Origin of the sequence: Dyadobacter frigoris (genome assembly GCF_005280585.1) — a bacterium.
Classification (GTDB): Bacteria; Bacteroidota; Bacteroidia; order Cytophagales; family Spirosomataceae; genus Dyadobacter; species Dyadobacter frigoris.
On sequence record NZ_SZVO01000028.1, the window covers coordinates 1 to 19,023 of the forward strand.

The window sequence follows — 19,023 nt, forward strand, 5'->3', positions numbered from 1 at the left end:
GATGCGCTTGAAAATCCCTCAATATGAAGCCATTTATAAAAAGCGAAAGCAAACTGTTGAACCCGTTTTCGGCATCATCAAAAGCGTTTTAAGGTTCCGGCAATTTTCATTAAGAGGAATATTTGAAACAGACAACGAATGGAGCTTGGTGTGCTTAGCTTACAATATAAAACGCATGTTTAAGATGTCAATGACTTCATAGAGAAGCTACTAACGTAAAATAATTCAGCAAATGAAGTCTTAAACCCGAATCCAAAAATTAAAGACAATAAGAGAGCTAAGAGCGACACACTCCTAGGTAAATCACTAGAACAAATGAGCATATATAAAACGGTAATTTCAAATTCTTTGGAATCATTTTGTAATGCCTTTTAATCCGTAATTAAAGTTGATTCTATCGTTTTTTGAGACTGGCACCAATAAGTATACATGCTTAATGCTTGAAAAGGTTAAGGACGAAACAAGTCAGTATTTTATTCTTGCACAATGACTAACATTTTGTTTGAGTTAACATTAAAGCAATTTTCAATCAGTGATTTATTAAGGCCTGAATGTATACATCTTTAAAGTGTACTTAAGGATTTCTCGTATTTACGATGGACTAAATTGTCATACTCACGTTTCTCCAGTATATTATTTTCTACTGCATCTTTTAAATATTTATAAAACTTAATTTCAACTTCTTTTGGTGCGTGCCAAACTATATACCAAGCCTTTTTGGCAACACTTAAATTTTGATCCACACCGCCATTTGGCCAGCCATATAAAGTCACTAGTCTGAGCAATAACTTTTGATTGGCTTTGTCGTTTATACCTTCTAAACTCAAATAGCTGCGAACATTTGTTGGCACTTCTGAAATGTTTTTATTACTCCATAAGCTTCTATACTTCATTATACTATCTCTATATTTCTGGTCAACTTCAAACATTTTGTCAATTAAATCTGCATAAGATTTTTTTGATAGATGAGCAATTGCCATGTTTGAATCAATTTCCGGATATAAATAGAAATGGTCTTGAAAAAAAATTTGCGGACTGCTTTTATGCTGTGCGTAAGCATTAGAGAAACCAATGAGTAATAAAATTATAAATTTCAATCTACGGCGATTGTACCAAATACCCTTCATATCACACGGTTTCTGATTTTCAGATTATTTTTATAAGTAACAGCCTGTCACTTAACATTATGTTCCTTTTTTGAGACTTATTTTATTATATCACTTCAAAAAGGTTATTCTAACTTCCTTCATTTCAGGCCTTTGGGCTCTTCTTGTTTCGGTAATCTGGCAGGGCCTTTCATGTCATACTTACAAGCTCCAAAATCGATAAAATTCTGTTGGCTCTTCTTTAACGAAACTCTGTTAGCGCCACCTTCATAATTTGGAAACTCTCTCTGTGAGGAATCATCTTCCAAGAAACAAACACGACAAATTTCATACTGTCCTGGTTCTTCATCATATGTTTATATCCACAACACGGACACATAAATTTGTCCATACGCAACTGCGCTTCGTTTTTCGTAACGATTTTCAATGTATGATCTCGAACAACCTATCTTCTCTTGCTAATGGCGGCCAGCGGGAAGTCAATGCCTAAATAATAAATTAAAACTTTCATTTAATACTTAACAATTAGAATATAGTATTAATTATGAGAGTGGTTTTGATATTATTGTCTGTAAATCTTATTACTCAGTTTTCTAGTACTATATTCATCAGTGATAACGATATCATAATCTATGATGTCATTCGTCCGATTTGCTTTACCAATGACGATGTTTTCCAGCTGATCGAATACAAAGTGGTTATTGAAATCAAGAACATTATTTTCGGAAACGGTTACGTCGGGAATATAGATATCGTATTTAGATCGTGTAACATTTCCATTCGGGTAAGTGTTCGTAAAGTAAAAAATGACATTTACATGATTTAAATCTTGCTTTGTTATCTTCCAGTTTTCCGTTGTAATTACGGTGCCGTCTGTTTTCGAGCCATAATAGTCACCTACAAATTTTTCTGCCAAATCCGGCTCCGGCTTTTTCCTGCAAGAAGCTAGTGTAAAAAAGATCAGGAAAAGTAAATTTAAGTTTTTCATTCAAAAGGGGAATGTTGTTTGAGAAGCATAAATATAAATAATGCATGCCTATTTAAAATGAACGGCAAAGAATTAGCTTGATAAAGAATTGATTGTCAGACAAAGTTCATTTCGTATGCATCACGAAAATGAGTTCTTTTTTTGATTTAAGAAAAAGCTTATCTGGTAAATTGAATTTATATAATTGCTTAACGCATCGCAGTATTTCCAGCCGAACACGAGCAGTCAGGTGGTTACTTGGCATATTGTGAAGATGCGTGTACCTTTGGAACTTAATAAATCCTTGTACAGTTTCATACCTTCTGTGAAAAAGACATATAGCTTTGTAATTTTTTTTCTTTTTCTGTTCTGCTTGACATGCAAAAAGAAACCTAACCAAGATGTAAATCCTGACATACCAGCCGATGTCTATGTGACTTTTTCAAACACTTTTAGACCATACGGCCAATATTGGAAAAATGGTGAGATGGTAGAACTCGCCACCCCTAATGTATTTGCAAGTGCCAGGGCAATTTTTGTATCGGACAACGACATACACATTGTGGGGGATGCCTCCTCAGTGAGTACCAATATTATATATTCCTCTTCTATTGGGCAATATTGGAAGAACGGTGTTGTATCAAATGTTGAAAATGGTATACCTGCGAAGCTGCTTTATGATGTTGCAGTCTCAGAAGGAGATGTACATATCTGTGGAGATGGACTTAACACTAAGCAACTAAAATTGCAAGCTGCTTACTGGAAAAATGGCATGGCAGTCCCACTTGATGAAGCTGCCGTTAGAGATTCCCGTGCGCGGGGAATTTTTGTCGCTGGAAAGGATGTATACGTTGCAGGTTCGCTCGCCTTCCAAAATACAACTGCCGTTTATTGGAAAAACGGAGTAGTTATAACTTTGGGCAATCCTCTCAACATTTCCTACGCAATCTCAGTTGTGGTATCAGGCAAAGACGTATATGTTACTGGCAGTGAAGGTATTGGCTTCCATACAAGGGCAAGATATTGGAAAAACGGGGTTGGCACTTTCTTAGATAACTCAGAATTTTATTCAGAAGCAGTTGATATAGCCGTTTCCGGTAAAGATGTATATTGTGTTGGGAATCTGCAGTATAACGACAATAACAGATCCGCAAGACTTTGGAAAAATGGTGTATCCCAGAGCCTTCCCGGAGCTCTTCGGGTTTCCAGTGTTTTTGTGTTTAACAATGACGTATATGTGGCAGGTGAAGGTCTTGATAATGGTATTAAGTGTCCTATGTATTGGAAAAATGGTGTGCAGGTTCTATTACCCAATGATAGTAATGGACCATTTGCCAGTTCAATATTTGTGAAAAAACGGTAGTCACTGCACGAATGGATGCAGCAGTCTTTACAAAGTATTGCAGCAGAGTCAGTCCTATTGGAAAGGCGAAAGGATATGCTATTCCACTCCCTGCCTCCGTTAAGACGTCAATTTGCAAGCCCAAATTTTGGTCTTTTGCACCGTCGCTGCAGTCAATACCCTTGCGTAACCTATTATTATCGATAGTCTCAAAAACTCATGTTTTTCAAAAAAAAAGAAACTTGATTATCGATACAAGTTTTTGAGACGGCCAAAAAACGAAACATGGATTAATGATGTATGGAAGTCTCAGTCTCGGTATACTTCCGTTTTTGCGGACTGTCTTCATAGGCTCTTGATAAACCTTTAAGCACTTTCGATTGATCAAACTGGTGTAATTTTATTTCATTTAAGCACTGTAACCGTTCCTAGGTAAATGTGGCTTTTATCAGAAGCGAACTGTACCTGCAATTGAAAAGTATATAATCCATTTACCACGATTGCCCTATAACTTCCGTCCCAAAGAATCTTACCACTTTGAACGCTTCCGGGCTTGCTATGAAAAACAACTTCTCCCCACCGGTTATAAATGGTAAACTCCACTATATTTAAATTGGCAAACGGAAAGAAAATAGCCCACCCATCATTTATTCCATCATTGTTAGGCGTAAATGAATTGGGTAAGTAAAACATTTGATTGCACGGCTCTCCCAAATTTATTCTCTTTTCAGCCGTACAGTTTGAATCATCTTTTACGGTGACCACGAAATTTCCGCCCCGAAGTCCGAAAAACGAAGAATCCTGCTGGTAAGTCCTGCCATCAATACTGTAATAATGGTTGCCCAAGCCAGCAACAGAAACCGTCAGCCGGCCATCTGCCACATCACAAGTGGGTATTTGCTTGTCAATATTGGTAATCGTTGGCCCTTCACTAGCAGCAACTATAACGGCCTGGATGTCGCTGCAACCATCCTGATCCAGTGCTGATACCTGATAACTGCCTGCGTCCAAATTGTCAAACATAGCCGATAGCTGATCAGACCGAGCTGTTAGCGAATAAGTTAGTCTCCCATTCCCCTGCGCAGCATTGATTATCACCTGGCCATTGGCTTTGCCACAACTGGTAGGCATTACTTCAACCGTATTAAGCTGAAGCTTTACACTTTTTTTAAGAGAAACAGATTGGGAGACCATGCAAAGACTTTCGTCCCGAACCGAGATGGTATAAATCCCGCCTGCTAGATTATCAAACCGGTTATCAGACTTAAAATCAATACCATTCAGTGAATAAATTAACGAGCCAGTTCCTCCATAGGCGGCAATACGCAGTGAGCCATTCGTGTCCCCGCAATGAGGCGATATGGAATCAACAGCTGCTATAATTGGAGATGGTTGCTGCCCCACTGTTATATCGCTGCTCCCAAAACATCCAGCGGCCCAAATCGTAAACTTGTAAGTACCGGCAGAAAGGTTAGTAAAAACAGGAGAGGTTTGTAAAGGGCCATCATTTAATTTGAATTGAAGCGGATAGTGAGCTGTACCGCCTTTACCAACGACTGTCACTGTACCATCGTTTCTTCCGCAACTGGCTGTTGTGATTTTCATATCCAGTAAAAAAGGATCTACAATTTCAATGGTGATGGCTTTTACCTCGGTTTGAATTTGATCAATCGTCTCGGTAAGATAAAATGTTGTGGTTTGGTCCAAAGATGGTGCATGGAAGCTATTTCCCTGCGCAAGCATTCTTGTTTTTGCTGCATCGGCATACCATGTCACATTTTGTCCTGTAACAATTAGCACGGGGTTATTACCACGGCAATACACATCCGGTGACTGTAAAATGATCGAATTTAAATAAGTATTACTAATATTCTTATATCCTCTCTGTGTTTCCTTTGGGATTCTGACATTACTGAAACAATACGGAGTAAGTGCCATCATCAGAAGCAAACAAGGCCATGGAAATAAATATTTCCGATACCTGTTCTTGGTTTTTGCCTGCATATACCGAATTATCCGGATAGATTGATACGTATTTAGCAAAAACTAAAGTGTATGTTTCTTGTAACATACTTGCCGCCAATTGTGAAAGCTAGGTATTATTTAAAATTCAGTTTTAGACAATGTTCCAGAGTGCTCACTAAAAAGCTAATTTGTCTCAACTTCCAACCGAATAATTTCTGGCAGAATGCAATAGACAAAATCTATAATATGTGTCAGCATCTGCGCCTACTTGTTCTTTTTCCAGATAAGCTTTCACACTAAATACGGACTTCGGGATTGGTAATTTACTCTAACATTACCATTAAAATCCCAATTTTGATGCATCATCTGAACCGAAGGTTAATAAACGTAGTAAGTGTCAAAATGCGCGACGTTATCTCGGGCAAATGCAACGTGTATACAGAAAAGTTACGTAAGGTGCGTACAGGCGTATTTACTTTCGTTTCAATATCAAGTATCCATAAACCTGATCCATTCGTAATTCTGTGATCCGGCCATTTTCTTGTTTGAATAAATAAATGTTGTTTCCGTCTGTCCACAAGTTGTCCCTAATGTATTGAAGCGGTTGCGGCTGTCCTTTGCCGACTGTCAGCAGAAGGTTGGACACGTTTTTACTGATTTTCACATCTATGTCCTGGCCGCGTCCCCGTCCTTTGTAGTTTCCCGTAAATTTTCCGATGTCACCTGAAAATTGTGTGCGCCTCACTGGCTCTAAATTCTTGAAAATCAGGTCTGCAACTTTATCGGCAATGTTCCTGGGGCTAATGCTGGTGGTGTTCATCAAAACAATAATGCTGATATCGTCATTAGGAAAATAGCTGTTCTGAGAAAGAAAACCGTTAATTCCGCCACCGTGTTCGATAAGGCGCTTTCCCTTCCATTCCGTCACTGTAATGCCTTTCGCATAGCGTGTAACCGTCCCATCATTCAGACTTACAGGCGTTAAAAATTCCTTGTAGCTTTTCTCATTAAGAATCTTTCCATGATGAAGCGCATTGTTCCATTTTCCCAGATCCTCAACGGTCGAGCATAACGAGCCGGCTGCATAAGGCCAGGTGTGGTCAAGATAAGCGGCTCTTACCAAACCTCGATCTACTTTATCATAACCGTGAGCCCTGTTTTTAGTGATCTTGTTTTCGCTGCAATAATAGGAGTTGCTCATCCCCGCCTTATCAAAAAGATTCTTTTTTACATACGCTTCATAGGACAATCCACTCACCTTTTCGATGATCAGCCCCAGCATGAAAAATGCCGTATTATTGTAGATCAATGCTTCGCCCGGTTCGAAATCGAATTGTTCTTTTTCCACAATGCGTAAGAGCGTATCTCTGCTATGCTTCTGAATTGATAATGTCTTAAAGCTGGGCAATTCGGTATAACCTTTTATTCCGGACGTATGGCTCAGCAATTGTCGTATTGTGACTTTTCGTTTACCAGTTTCAAATTTTAAATATTTTTTAAGGTCATCTTCCAGTGTGAGCTTTTTTTGTTCTGCAAGTTGAAGAATGGCGACTGCGGTGAACTGTTTGGTTACCGAGCCAATTTCGAATGATGCGTTCATCGGAAGCTTAACATTTAATTCAATATCTGCCAATCCGTACGCTTTTTGAAGAAAAGGCTTGCCTCCTTTAAAAACGCCAATGGCTATGCCCACCGCCTCGGATTTGTCGATGTAAGGTTTTACAAAGCCATCTACACTGACTTCCAAATCGGAACCATCTAAACACTTGTCTTCATTTTTTGTGCAGGAGAAATAGAAGAGTATTGGAAGTAAGTAAAGAAAGTGTTTCATAAAGGGAAGGGGCAGGATTTGGGTAAAAAAAGCAATTTATGTAAATATGCCGGTAAATGCCGGAAATTTTCGGGTAAAAAATGGCACCCCTTGGTAATCCCGTTTATATTATATGTGGCTATCTTCACTTTTTCTTAGGCAAATTCGCACTCACGGACGATAATAATGCTTACTTAAAAGCCTGGCCATTATTGACTAGGATTTCTTTGCTACACCCATTTGTATCAGTCTTTAAGTAAGACGGCTATGCTGCTTCGAAGCTTGAATTACATATCAATCTGCACCCCAGCTGTTTAGCGAACTGAAATGTATAGTCTATTCACTTAGAAGCCAGGATTCCGTTGGTCATCCAAATTACGCTTTAACGACCGTTTTTCCGTACAACGAAAGATTGAAAAAATGATCACTATCCATTTTGCACCTTTAAATGATAAAGCAATGACATATTGTAACAAGCAACAGATAAAATTACAGAGTCAATAAACTGCACAATTCTTCTTAGACAGCATATCGCTCGGTGGATCTGATACAGAATCCAAAAGGGCCCCAGGGCGCCGAAGTCTCTCATTAGATACTTAAATTTTCGGAGCTCCCCTTTTTAAGAACTTCTCTGGAATTGGGTTTCTCTCTAGAAAAAACTTCATTTCACTCGCCATCCTTCCCATATTATCAATTAAGATTGCGTCAATTTTACGGTTGCGCGAGGTAACTTTGCTAGAAACCTTTTCATGCACAAACTCGACTTCATCAAGATTTTTCTCATTGGAAACGTCGGCTTTGTTCTTTTCAAGGTCCTGGCCCGGCGCAGAAACACGTAAATAAGTAATATTCTTAGGCATATTAAGTGATTAGATGAAACCCCATCTATTAAGTTAATAATAACAATGATAATCTAATATTTGATTTTTTGCTAAATTATTGTTTTCATTTGTATGGTCTTTTATTTATTAAAAACGGCTACTTTATGTTTTCTCATAAATCCATTTTTCCACTTCCCTGAGGGGCTGCGGGTATAGAGAAAAGTTGTATATAATATTATTCACCTTTAATCCAATCGTATATCGCTCTGTGAATCTCACATAGAATGGGTAAATACCGAAGTCTTCGATTAGACTCTTAATTCATCCAAATCCCTGTAGCGCAAGTTCAACTAAATGATTAACAGTATCTCGGAAATACAAACCATATATTCTCTTATGTTACACTGAAAATAAATGATCCAAATCGTACTTATCATTTTTTAATAATAAGATGTTGCAAAGCCGGATCATACATAATCTTCTCCATCTCAAATTCAACAATATCCAGCACGTCCTGTTTCACCTGCATGTAATTTAAAAGTACAGTAGATTGATCGATCTTTCTGATTTCCGGTATCGGTTGATAGTTATCCTGCTCCTCTTTCAGCGCCTGGTGATCGTTAAGAATCTCACAATGAAACGCTTTCAAATCAATTTTCTGCTCTGGATTATCAGCGACCAATCCGACAAATTCTCCCGATGAAAGTGCAGAAATCTTCGAAGGTGGGATAGCGGAATCCAGCTGCTTGGATTTACTAACCGAGGTATCCATTCGGTTAATAGAAAAGCTTGTCCGGTCCTGCATGATTTTACCGAAACGCTCGGAAAGTTGCTTCGCAGTATCCCCTGTCACTTGTCCGCTGATGATGTTACCGGTAATGTTCATGATCACATCAGCCTGCTCTTTTCCGTAATCCTTTCTAAGCTGACTGAAGTCTTGAACACCGAGGGTAGTTGACACTTTGTTAGATCTGGCCGTAGCGATCAGACTATCCATGTTGTTTAGATAAATCGTTGGAAACTCATCAAAGATCAGACTGCTTTTCAATTTTCCTTTCTTATTGACAAGCTTGATCAAACGGGTTACGTAGAGTGATAGCACCGCTCCATACACCGAAATTTTCTGAGGATTATTTCCCATGCACACAATCTTGGGTTCAACCGGGTTATTGATATCCAGGGTAAAATCACTTCCCGACAGCACATAGTAAAGCTGCGGCGACGATAGTCTGGCCATTGAAATCTGAGCTGATGCGATCTGTCCTTCCAACTGCTGCATGGCATCATTTAGATAAGCGGAAACGAAGGGATTAATCAAAACTTCAATCTCTTTTTCCGAGCGAAGGATTGTAAAAAGTTTATCATAAGGCACCTGCATGAGCTCAATCACATGCGGCAGTGTGCAGTATTCCCCGTCCTGATACCGTCGTAAAAACCAGATGATTGCTGTAAGAAAATTAATGGGTGATTCCACAAAAAAATCACCCTGTCTTTTGATCCATTCCCTGTTAAGACCCATTAAAATGGTACGGGCAGATTCGGCTGCGTCTGTGATGTCCAGAAGACTTTGTGGATCCAGCGGATTACATCGGTGTGTACGGGCAAGATCATCAAAATTGATCACATAAAACTTGGGAACAATCTTGTAAGCGTCCTGATTGTTCAGCCAGGTATTGTAGGTAATAACAGTGAGATCATCGAATTTGAAGTCATAGACAAACATAGAAAATCCCTTTATGATGTGCTGGGTAATATTATGTCGGATGAAGAAATAGCTCTTCCCCGCACCTGGTGATCCCAGGACCAAAATCCCCCGGAACGGATTAATAATGTTAATCCAGCTACGGTGAACCTTGTCTTTTAAATGATATCTGGCAGGAAGGTTGATAGAAAATTCATTCTCTAAAAGCCGCTGCTCCTGAGGAAAAGTTTCATTCTCTTTGTTGAAAATATCTTTGCTATTCATCTTTAAATGGATCACACGCGACAGCAACGTCCCTCCTGTTAGTACCAGGCAAAATCCGGTTGTGGTGATCAGCATATAAGTCAATGAAATCATGACCAGATCGCTATTTCTACCTAAAAAAACCTGGCTTATAAAGTATAAAAACGTCCCGATACCGATGACGATAAGCCCTTTTTTGACGCTAATCTTTTCCTCCTTTTTCCCCTTAACTCCCATCAATGAAATCAAAAGAAGGCCCAGCGCAATAAGCTTGGTTTTATTAAATCCATTAAAAAGTCCAGTCCTGTAAATATTGGAAAGTATCCGGTCGCTGAATACAGAAACTAGTTTCCAGTGCGCGAAAACGCCATAGAAAAAATAGTAAAAGTGTAGCGCCAGGATCAGAATACTGATTAGCCTTGTCATATCGGTAATTCTGTGAAGCGCCTGCTGATTTTCTCCTGTTTGTGAAGCCATGATAGATTTGTTTAAAGGTGATTACTGATATTTTTTTGTTTTCTTTTCTTTTTTCTTCGCAGCGCAAACGGCAGTGAACTGTCATCTTTTACAGGATCCAGCAGTGAATCCAGCATTTCATTTTGCCCATTACTTCCGCCGGAATTAGGTTCAAAAGATGCTATTTGATCTTGCCTTTTGAAAGGTTTTGACTCATGATTGACCTTACGGTTAGCTTGGTGCTGAGCTTTTTCCTGGTGGGAAGCTTGGGTTAATCCGGCAGGTCTGCAACGCTCTTGAATAGCGTTTGCACTATACTGCTTCCCAAGACTACTGCCATTAAAAACCGATTTGGTACGGTGGTCTACGTAGGTAATCCCGTAAATAATTCCGGATTCATTCTGTCTTAAAACCACTTTGATCCCCTGCTTATCCAGGGCCGTTGCGAGCCCTTGAAGGTCGGGCTTTGAAGCTCCCATTAGCACTAAATTAATGGCGTTTTTCACTTTTGCTTTATGCGGCAGCCACGCAGTTTCGTTTAACGCGAAACGCGCGCTAAGGTATTTAAGCCCCGGATTAAAATGGAAGTCACTGGCTTTGATCGGCACACCCACGGGCCTGCCTCTCTCATCTAAAATCCGGTAAACAAGCCCATTATTTTTGTTGATCCTGGATTCTTTACTTCCGGTATCAGCGAACACGTTGTACTGTCTAAGCACTGCATTGAGCTCAGCGATCGAGGTGTATTTATAGGAATTAAGCACCGTATTTAGCACGTTACTGATCGCCTGTTTAGTCTGAGATTTCCCATACTGAGCCTTGCTTACATTCACCGGTTTAAGCTCAAAAACCTGACGTTTATGCGCTTCTGCTTTCACAAGATTAAAGTCCATTTCTATTTGCTTCCTGGCCTTTTCTGACTCGTTTCTTCCGATGTTATTGGTCTCGATCCGGGTGCCATCAGGTCGGACTTTTACCGATACGATATGAATGTGCTGATGTCCCGTATCGTAATGTTCATAGACCAAAAAGGGCTGGTCTTTAAAGCCGATCTTATCCATATAAACGCCCGCAATTTGCGTTAACTGATCCTTTGAAAGCTTCTCCGACGGATCAAAATTCAGCGAAATATGAACGCTGTTTCTTTTCACATTATCGTTAAGCTTAGCGGTTTTAAGAAGCATATTCAGCCGCTGCATGTGATTAAGATCCGCCAGATCTTTGGGGTAATTTCCGGCCATAATACACTGCGCGTCCCCCTGCCCGATTTTATTTTCATTATAATAAAAACTGCGCTGGAGCGAGTACCCTGTCTTTATGATTGCAACCATTGGTCTGCTGTTTTATTGATCTGTTTTTTGATCTCCTCAATCTGTGCAAGCACCCTTCTTTTATCGAGCTCGTAGGTAATAATCCAGGATTTAAAATCAGCAATCTGATCCAGGGTGTGAAGTTTTTTGACCGCCTGGTTAAAGTTATTACCGATATTATTAAGCTCATTTCTAAGCCTGATTAGCTCCTTGACTGAGTCATCAAGTGAACCGTTCCGGTAGTAGACTACCACCGGTTTTTCCAGGATCACTTTGCGGATATATTCACTGAGCTTACGGCATGTGCTGCCCTTAAATTTCCGCTCAAGTAGCGTGAACTCCTGCGGGCTAAGTCTTAGCGCGACAATTCTTGTTTTGTTTGATTGTTTGTTTTCCATCTCCTCCTTCGTTTCCCTATCTCACACACTATTACTTTTTAGACTCCCCCGCTCACGACTTCGGAGTGAATTGGCGGCCGCCACGGAGTGGCCAGATCCGGAATGGGTTACCAGTCCGGAAGAATGTTGTTAAACATTCTGACATCTGGCAGTTTGCGGCAAAGCAGGCATTACCCGAGATTCTTTCAAAAACTCTTCTTGTTTTAGACTATCTTTAAATTCTTTAAAATCCATTATTTCATTTTTTTTGCGTCTTCGAATATTAGTGTTAAACCGCTTCATTTGGGTCATATGTTTTTTAAGTTTTGCACACACTTTCAGTATCAATTATCAGAATGTTGTCCGTCAAAGAAGAGTGCTTTAAGTCCTTTCTTTCACCCTGGCAATTTAAAGACAGCGCGTTGTTTTAAGGTATGCTAACCGTTTATTGCTTAGGTCCATTTGGGCACTCCGCTCTAATTTTACGGGTGGTAAATAGTGCTCACTTAAACGCCTGAAATATGGATTCAAAAATTGAAATAGCCACGGTCTATGATACGCTGCTTTGCAGTCCTGGAATGGACGAGATCGTAAAGATCGATTTGAAAATTTCACGTAAGGCCGTGCTTGTCCTTTGTCATGCTATCGAGAAGGGGTCGGATGAAACAGGAAAGGCAGGACTTCCAAGCCTTCCTGAAAACATTTCAAAGCAGTTCAGCGAGCTTCTTTTTGGAATCTCAAAAGACTGCCTTGAAAAGGCGGGCCTAGAGCTGCTGAGTCAAAAACTGAAAGCCCTGGGGATGGCTTAGTAAATTGTGAAGATTGGCCTTTTAATTAAAGCGGAAAACCGTAGGTTTCAGGCCTACGGTTTTCCGCTTATTTTTTAAGGCATTATACCCTCATCAACAAAGGAATAATATCCTTCACTGGTGATGATGATATGATCCATTACTAAAATATCCAGCAGTTGTCCCACTTTTTTTATTCTTTCTGTAACTTGTTTATCTGCTTCACTGGCTGTAAGGTTTCCGGAAGGATGGTTATGTGCAAGGATTATCCCATGTGCACTGGCTTTTAAAGCCGCTGCAAAAATCAGCTTTAAGTCTACTACCACACCGCAGGTTCCTCCCTGGCAAACTTCATAGATGCCAAGCACTTTGTTGGCGCGGTCTATAAGCATGATTTTAAACTGCTCGACAAACCCGATTTTATTGTCATCCCAGGATTGTTTTAAAACCGAGTAGGCATCATGCGAACGACTGATTCCAAAACGCTCACTTACTTTAACCTGATTTTTGTAAACCAGTTCAATCTCTGCAAACTGATAAATTGTTGAAACGTTAGCACCATTTTCCATAACATTTGAATTTAAGGTTTATGAATTTATTATGGTGCCCTAATTGGCGAAGGACGCTAACGCCCATGAAGCAACGGAATAAAGGAAAGCCCCAGCATGGAATGCCTGCGCAGAGCCAAGTGTTTATGCCGGAATTTCGTGGACGTTCCAGCGCTGAGTGAGCCTACCTTTGTAGCGTAATTAAGTCAGGACTCTTCAGAATTTGATTCCAGCAGGCTTCCCCCCATTTTCATTTTGTACCAAATTGTCTGGGACGAAATATCAGCAAGCACTTTCGTACCGGGATTTGGAAGTCTTTTCCCAAATAATTGAAGCCTATCTGGCACATGACGAATTTGATTGGATCGATCACCAATCAGACCTGATTATGAAACCACAAAACTTTTTTATGCTGCGAAGACCGCTACTTTCCAACGATTTCTTTTTTAGTTTTCAAAAAGCAGTCGGCAGCGATCCACAGGCCTTTGAATCCTATTTAAAGCTCATCTACCTGGATCCACTATTACAGAATGCGCTTCACCTGGCCTCGCCTGGGTTGCATGAACAATTGCAGCGGCTTCTAAATGGCAAGCTGCAAAACGGAAAAGAGGATCTTTTGCAGACACTTTTCAAATACCTGATCCGTATGAGCACCCGCTGCACCCCTTTCGGTTTATTTGCAGGATATAGTTTGGGAGCAGTCACCGAAAAGACAATCATCCGTTTTGATTCCGAAAACGAATGGGAGCTACACACTAAACTTGATGAACAAATCTGCTTTCAGCTGGTGGGTCAAATTCGGAAATCACCTAAGGTGACCGGCCAATTAAAACTCTTCCCTAACAGCTCACTTTACCAGATCATGGATTCTTACCGGTATATCGAGCGGGGAGCTGATGGTAAGACGCTGGGTTTATCCGCCATCAAATCAAGCCTGTATCTGGCAAGGCTATTAGAGCACGCAAAAGATGGACGAACCGTAGCAGAATTAAACGAAATTCTGTGGCGGTACAATGTAGGTAAGAAGATAGCAAAGACCTTTGTCAATTCTTTGATTGATTCCCAGTTTTTTGTCAGCCGCTTTGAAATGAACGCTACTGGCGAGAATTATTTAGAGCGGATTCAGAAAGAGCTTAACATGATGACAGGATGTGAAGAGTATCTTGAAATTATATCCAGAATCCAAATCTTGATCCAAAACACCGCCGCTCATTCTGTGATACAACAATCTATAAAAACGCACCTTGACATGGCCGGTCTGAGCACGCCTGACAAAAGTTTTCTGCAAACCGATTTAGCTTTCCGCGCCAGTACCTGTGAAATCAGCCGTAGCACGATCGATATGATGTCATCAGAAATCAGTGAGCTGGCTTTTCTCACCAGTCAAACCGAAAACACAGACCTTGCAGCATTTGCCAGCCGGTTATTTTCTCATTTTGGAGATAAACCAGTACCCCTTTTGCCTGTGCTGGATCCAGCTAGCGGTGTTGCTTACGGAACGCTCCAACCCGCAGTCAGTAGCAACCTGACACTTTTGAGCGGTCTGACTGAAACTACTTCCAAAGAAAACAGTAAGCTTGCTGACAACCCGATTTCCAGACTTCAAAAAAGAATCCTTGACAAAACGAAGACAAGCGGTCGCATCGCCTACGAGTTAACGGGTCAGGATATTTTAGCATTTGAAAATGAAAAGCCAACTCCGCTGCCAGAAAGCTTCTACGTTTTCGGCAGTATCATCTGCGGTGCGCAGTCAGATTTTGATAAAGGTGAATTTTCCTTTGATTTAAAATCGGTGGCAGGCCCGTCAGCCCTAAATCTGATGAGCCGGTTTGGCCAGTCTGATCCGGCGCTAAAAAAGCAGCTTGAAAATGCAGCCCGACTTGAAGAGGTACAGAATCCGGATGTAATCTTCGCTGAAATCTGCCATGTTCCAAGTGCCAACGTTTTAAAAGTAATAAACCGTCCTTCTTTACATTCATTTGAGATCCCCTACCTGTCTGAAAGCGGCCTGCCCAGTGAGAACCAGATCCAACCCTGTGAACTTCTGGTCAGCTCGCCTGATGGCAGGCAAATCATTCTAAGCTGCCAGCGCCTTGACAAAAGAATAATCCCCAGGCTCACAAGCGCCCATTATTATGCCAACGGTTTACCATTTTACCGCTTCCTATGTGAGCTTTCCCAGCAGGCTGATAGCGCCAGTTTTGGCTGGGACTGGGGCGATTTTCACAAACAACCTTTTTCACCCAGGATCACATACAAACATCTGGTTCTTCAAAAAGCGACTTGGCGTATTGAATGGGATGAATTCAAAACCCTTAATTCTAAAAGTGAAGACCTTCTCAGCGGCTGGGCAACGTTTTCACAACAGAAAAAAATACCCAGGTATTTTCAGATTCAGCAGGGTGATAACGAGCTTCTGATCGATGGACAAAATCTTTTTTCGCTTCAAATTCTTGAAGACACCCTTAAAAAAAGTAGCCCTTTGACATTGACCGAATACCTTGAAACCGAATGCAAGGGATTTCTTTCGGACAAAGGAAATACTCTGGCCAATGAAGTGATCATCCCCTTTCTAAATCCCAGACAGCAGCCGGAAGAAAAAATCCCGGTAAACATTCAGACCACGCCAGCGGTATTTCATCTGGGCAGTGAGTGGCTTTATGTGAAGCTCTATTGCAGCTCTGAGGCAGCGGATTTTCTGCTTTCTAAAATCATTGAGCCTTTCTGCGACGCGATGATCCGAAGAGAAGAAATTGAAAAATGGTTTTTTATCCGTTACTATGATCCAAAGCCGCACCTGCGCGTCCGGTTTCATGTCAAAGAAAGCAAAATGTCATGGAGCACTCTTTTGAGAGCCTTTCAAAAAACGGTTCAGCCGTATCTGGAAAATGGACTTATCAGCGCATTTACTACCGATCAGTATAAGCGCGAGACTGAACGCTACAAGCTACTGGCTTACAGCAAAATGGAATTGATCTTTTATGTAGACAGTTACCTGACATGCAAATCTCTGCGCTTACTCACTGAAAATAAGGAGCCTGATCTGCGCTGGCTATTGGCGTTGCGCGGATGCGATAGCCTTTTAAATAGCGCTGGTCTTACTACCCTTGAAAAATTCTCACTAATCAAAAGACTGCATCAGGAATTTAGCTTAGAATTTAATGCATCTGCAAACGATCTTGTCCTTCTGGATCAGAAATACAGGACGCACAAGAAAATAATCATTTCCTTTTTAGATCCGAAGAAAGATTCTGTCCATGAAATCAATCCATTCACAGCACATTTTGATGAGCTTTCAAATTTCATGCGCCGTACCTTCACGGATGAAAATGTTAATTCAAGCGAAGATTTAATCGAAACCGCTGCCCATCTGATGCATCTGTTTTTAAACCGCTGGTTTAATCAGATGCACAGAAAACAGGAATGGATCATTTATCACTTTTTAAAGAAATATTACGACATGGATTTGAATTTAAAAAAAACGGCAAAAAACGGATCAAAGTTATTTTTCAAGTAACCGATAGTTTCATAAATTGTACTTACCTCCTTCTATCTCATTGAATGTTATTCACTCTTATGACACCAATTGACAATGGAAGATCAAATGAAAAATGCGGTCACCTGCATGATCGTTGATGACGAAAAACCTGCACATCAGGTATTAAACCAGTACATAGAACGGGTGCCCGGTCTATCCCCTATTGAAGGTGCATACCTGGCTTTAGAGGCACTCGACAAGATTCCGATCTTAAAGCCCGACATTCTTTTTCTGGATGTTGAAATGCCCGATCTGAGCGGGCTCAGGGTCCTGGATCTTTTAAAAACGCTGACTGCTTCTGTGATTCTCACCACGGCCCACCAGAATTTTGCCGTGGACGGATATAGCTATGCGGTCAAGGGATTTCTTTTAAAACCCATTTATTTCGAAGAGTTTATCGCCACAGTTTACCGGGTCAGACAGCAGCGTGAGACGATGCATCAGGTCTTGCTTTCATCGATTCAGCCCACATTACCTGGATTTAATATCGATCTGGAAAGCAGTGATGATGGTCAGGGTAAATTTCCAGCTTTCCACAAAGACACCATGATTGTCAAAGTGGACGGACTTATCGTTCAGATCCATTATTCGGATGTCACCTTTGTGGAAGGCGCAAGAAATTATGTGAAAATATATATCGGGGACAGTGTCAGGTACTGCCGGATCCCGATTTCGGTTATGATGAGTCGCCTTCCCAGCTCACTTTTTATTACGACCAACCGCTCGTTTATAGTGAACCGTCTGGCAGTTAAAGAAATGGAAGGGAACGAAATTTTAATGAGCAACAACTACCGCGTCAAAGTTTCCAAAGATTTAAGAGCACTCGTACTTTCAAAACTTACATTCAATGGATGATAGACGCTACCGCTTTTTAAGTATCAGCTTTCGTTTCGAGAACGAGCCGCTGAGTCAAAAAATCCTGATGCACGGGATTTTCTGGCTGTTTTTTCTTGGTTCACACCTGCTTTACTTTGTGCCCGCTTTTCGCAGCGAGCTTCTCTCGGCTCCGCTCAGGATGGCATACCTGCTTCATTATTTAAGAATGATACCCATATTTTACTGTTACGAGTGGATATTTTACTTTTTACAGACGCGGGTAAGGCCCTTTTTTCTGTATACACTCAGTCTAATCTCATCGCTCATTTTAATGCATATCGTTACGAGCCTTAATTTCCTTTTGATTGATCATTTGTACGGGCTTATAAATTTATCGCCCACATTTTACGGCATCGGAAGTTTGTATATCCACCAAACCGAATTTGATAGTGGGGCTGATTTTTTGATCTTTTCTTACGATATGATGGAAATGCAGCTGCTCTTCCTGCCGCTGGGGCTGAAAATGGCAAAATACGGCAACCGGCAGAATGCGCTTAAACTCAGTGCAGAAAATGAGGTGATCCGTGCCGAAATAAAAAACCTAAGAGCCACCCTGGCCCCGCACTTGATTTACAATATGATCAATGCAGCCTACGCTCAGGTGGAACCCGTCTCGAAGCAGTCGGCCTTCTATCTTCGGAAGCTCTCTGATCTTTTGCGCTATAACGTCTATGACACAAGAAATGAATCTATTCCCCTGCAAGACGAATTGTACAGCATCCAAAGTTACCTGGAACTTGAAAAGGTCCGAAGGGGAACCTGTCCTGAAATTTCCTTTGAGAAGATCGGGATTGTCAAAGCTGAGCAGAAAATTCTTTCACTTATTCTTTTTACACTGACAGAGAATGCTTTTAAACACTGCGTCGGAAGCCCGGTTGATGACAACTGGATCAGGATCGTTTTAAGTACTGAAGAAAAAGGGGTCAGATTTCAGATCAGTAACAGTAAACCTGTTAAGGAAACGGCCGCTAGACAGGAAAAATATTCAGGCATTGGCCTTGTAAACATTGAAAGAATCCTGGAACACAATTTCCCCGGACGCTACAAGCTTCAAAGTAAAAGTTTTGAAAGAAGTTTTGAAATGGAGCTTTATATGCCGTTCATCCCGGATCTTAGGGACGAACTGGACATTCTAACCTGATATAAGGCGCTCGATACCAAAGGTTTTTAGATC

At 40.8% G+C, this 19,023-nt stretch carries 15 protein-coding genes and 1 pseudogene; 6 read left to right on the top strand and 10 right to left on the bottom strand.

Annotated features, from left to right (window positions below):
• Positions 1–202 (top strand): transposase (locus FDK13_RS33280; protein WP_170982988.1); only part of this gene is annotated, 202 nt, incomplete at its 5' end.
• Between the two features lie 361 nt (positions 203–563).
• Here FDK13_RS33280 and FDK13_RS33285 read toward each other — a convergent pair.
• From FDK13_RS33285 to FDK13_RS33295, 3 genes and pseudogenes are all read right to left on the bottom strand, one after another.
• Positions 564–1,127: a hypothetical protein gene (locus tag FDK13_RS33285; protein ID WP_137344341.1), complete on the bottom strand. Its 564-nt coding sequence runs from the start codon at positions 1,125–1,127 to the stop codon at positions 564–566.
• Positions 1,128–1,246: 119 nt separating this feature from the next.
• Positions 1,247–1,450 (bottom strand): annotated as a pseudogene (locus FDK13_RS36830) (CPCC family cysteine-rich protein); the annotation flags it as partial.
• A gap of 218 nt (positions 1,451–1,668) precedes the next feature.
• On the bottom strand, positions 1,669–2,094 hold the full coding sequence (locus tag FDK13_RS33295) for a hypothetical protein (RefSeq protein WP_137344342.1): 426 nt from the start codon (positions 2,092–2,094) through the stop codon (positions 1,669–1,671).
• A gap of 304 nt (positions 2,095–2,398) precedes the next feature.
• Between FDK13_RS33295 and FDK13_RS33300 the strand changes: the two genes are divergently transcribed.
• Entirely contained in the window at positions 2,399–3,436 is a 1,038-nt protein-coding gene (locus FDK13_RS33300) for a hypothetical protein (RefSeq protein ID WP_137344343.1), read from the top strand.
• 384 nt (positions 3,437–3,820) lie between these two features.
• Here FDK13_RS33300 and FDK13_RS33305 read toward each other — a convergent pair whose 3' ends face one another.
• The 6 genes from FDK13_RS33305 to FDK13_RS33330 all read right to left on the bottom strand — a co-directional run bounded on the left by FDK13_RS33305 (position 3,821) and on the right by FDK13_RS33330 (position 12,120).
• A complete protein-coding gene (locus FDK13_RS33305; RefSeq protein WP_137344344.1) occupies positions 3,821–5,419 on the bottom strand; it encodes a T9SS type B sorting domain-containing protein in 1,599 nt (532 codons plus the stop codon).
• Between the two features lie 433 nt (positions 5,420–5,852).
• Positions 5,853–7,211, bottom strand: coding sequence for a serine hydrolase domain-containing protein (locus FDK13_RS33310; RefSeq protein WP_137344345.1), 1,359 nt, complete (start codon positions 7,209–7,211; stop codon positions 5,853–5,855).
• Positions 7,212–7,786: 575 nt separating this feature from the next.
• Positions 7,787–8,050 carry a recombinase family protein gene (locus FDK13_RS33315; RefSeq protein ID WP_137344346.1) on the bottom strand — a complete coding sequence of 88 codons (264 nt, stop codon included), beginning with the start codon at positions 8,048–8,050 and terminating at the stop codon, positions 7,787–7,789.
• Positions 8,051–8,444: 394 nt separating this feature from the next.
• Positions 8,445–10,433, bottom strand: coding sequence for a conjugal transfer protein MobC (gene mobC, locus FDK13_RS33320; protein ID WP_137344347.1), 1,989 nt, complete (start codon positions 10,431–10,433; stop codon positions 8,445–8,447).
• An 11-nt stretch (positions 10,434–10,444) separates the two neighbouring features.
• Positions 10,445–11,743 carry a relaxase/mobilization nuclease domain-containing protein gene (locus FDK13_RS33325; RefSeq protein WP_137344348.1) on the bottom strand — a complete coding sequence of 433 codons (1,299 nt, stop codon included), beginning with the start codon at positions 11,741–11,743 and terminating at the stop codon, positions 10,445–10,447.
• Positions 11,728–12,120 (bottom strand): plasmid mobilization protein, encoded by a 393-nt coding sequence (locus FDK13_RS33330; RefSeq protein ID WP_137344349.1) that lies wholly within the window; start codon positions 12,118–12,120, stop codon positions 11,728–11,730. Before FDK13_RS33330 ends, FDK13_RS33325 begins: the two co-directional genes overlap by 16 nt.
• Before the next feature lie 500 nt (positions 12,121–12,620).
• Here FDK13_RS33330 and FDK13_RS33335 point away from each other — a divergent pair, with 500 nt between their 5' ends.
• Positions 12,621–12,908, top strand: coding sequence for a hypothetical protein (locus FDK13_RS33335; RefSeq protein ID WP_137344350.1), 288 nt, complete (start codon positions 12,621–12,623; stop codon positions 12,906–12,908).
• Positions 12,909–12,982: 74 nt separating this feature from the next.
• On the opposite strand, the gene FDK13_RS33340 is transcribed toward FDK13_RS33335, so the two are convergent.
• Positions 12,983–13,456, bottom strand: a complete 474-nt coding sequence (locus FDK13_RS33340; protein ID WP_137344351.1) for a JAB domain-containing protein — start codon at positions 13,454–13,456, stop codon at positions 12,983–12,985.
• A 244-nt stretch (positions 13,457–13,700) separates the two neighbouring features.
• Here FDK13_RS33340 and FDK13_RS33345 point away from each other — a divergent pair, with 244 nt between their 5' ends.
• From FDK13_RS33345 to FDK13_RS33355, 3 genes are all read left to right on the top strand, one after another.
• A complete protein-coding gene (locus FDK13_RS33345) occupies positions 13,701–16,952 on the top strand; it encodes a lantibiotic dehydratase (RefSeq protein ID WP_137344352.1) in 3,252 nt (1,083 codons plus the stop codon).
• Between the two features lie 75 nt (positions 16,953–17,027).
• Positions 17,028–17,828 (top strand): LytR/AlgR family response regulator transcription factor, encoded by an 801-nt coding sequence (locus FDK13_RS33350; RefSeq protein ID WP_137344353.1) that lies wholly within the window; start codon positions 17,028–17,030, stop codon positions 17,826–17,828.
• Positions 17,821–18,990, top strand: coding sequence for a sensor histidine kinase (locus tag FDK13_RS33355; RefSeq protein ID WP_137344354.1), 1,170 nt, complete (start codon positions 17,821–17,823; stop codon positions 18,988–18,990). The genes FDK13_RS33350 and FDK13_RS33355 overlap by 8 nt, the downstream gene beginning before the upstream one ends.
• Positions 18,991–19,023: the final 33 nt, after the last annotated feature.